1 protein-coding gene is annotated in these 224 nt (G+C 70.1%); it reads right to left on the reverse strand.

What is annotated here, in order from left to right; translation table 11 throughout:
- Positions 1-224, reverse strand: a 224-nt coding sequence (locus ACY9Z2_RS19525; protein WP_463611328.1) for a hypothetical protein, incomplete at both ends; no start/stop codon positions are given.

Here is a 224-nt window from a genome sequence, read left to right on the forward strand (position 1 = left end):
CCGGCGCCGGCCGAAAGCTGGCGCGCGAGCTGCGACAGGGTCTGCGCAGCGCCCGGCCGCTCGATCAGCTGCGCGGCGAGGAACAGGTCCCCGACCAGGTCCGGCCGTTGCGGCAAGTCCTCGACCAGCATTGTGAAATAAGGCCGGATCTGGTTCTCGAGCCCGACCAGCGCGCTGCGCTCGCCGGTGACGTCGCTCACGACCGCACTGTACAGCGTCATCGC

It is taken from the genome of Virgibacillus sp. GM2-2 (genome assembly GCF_055329585.1).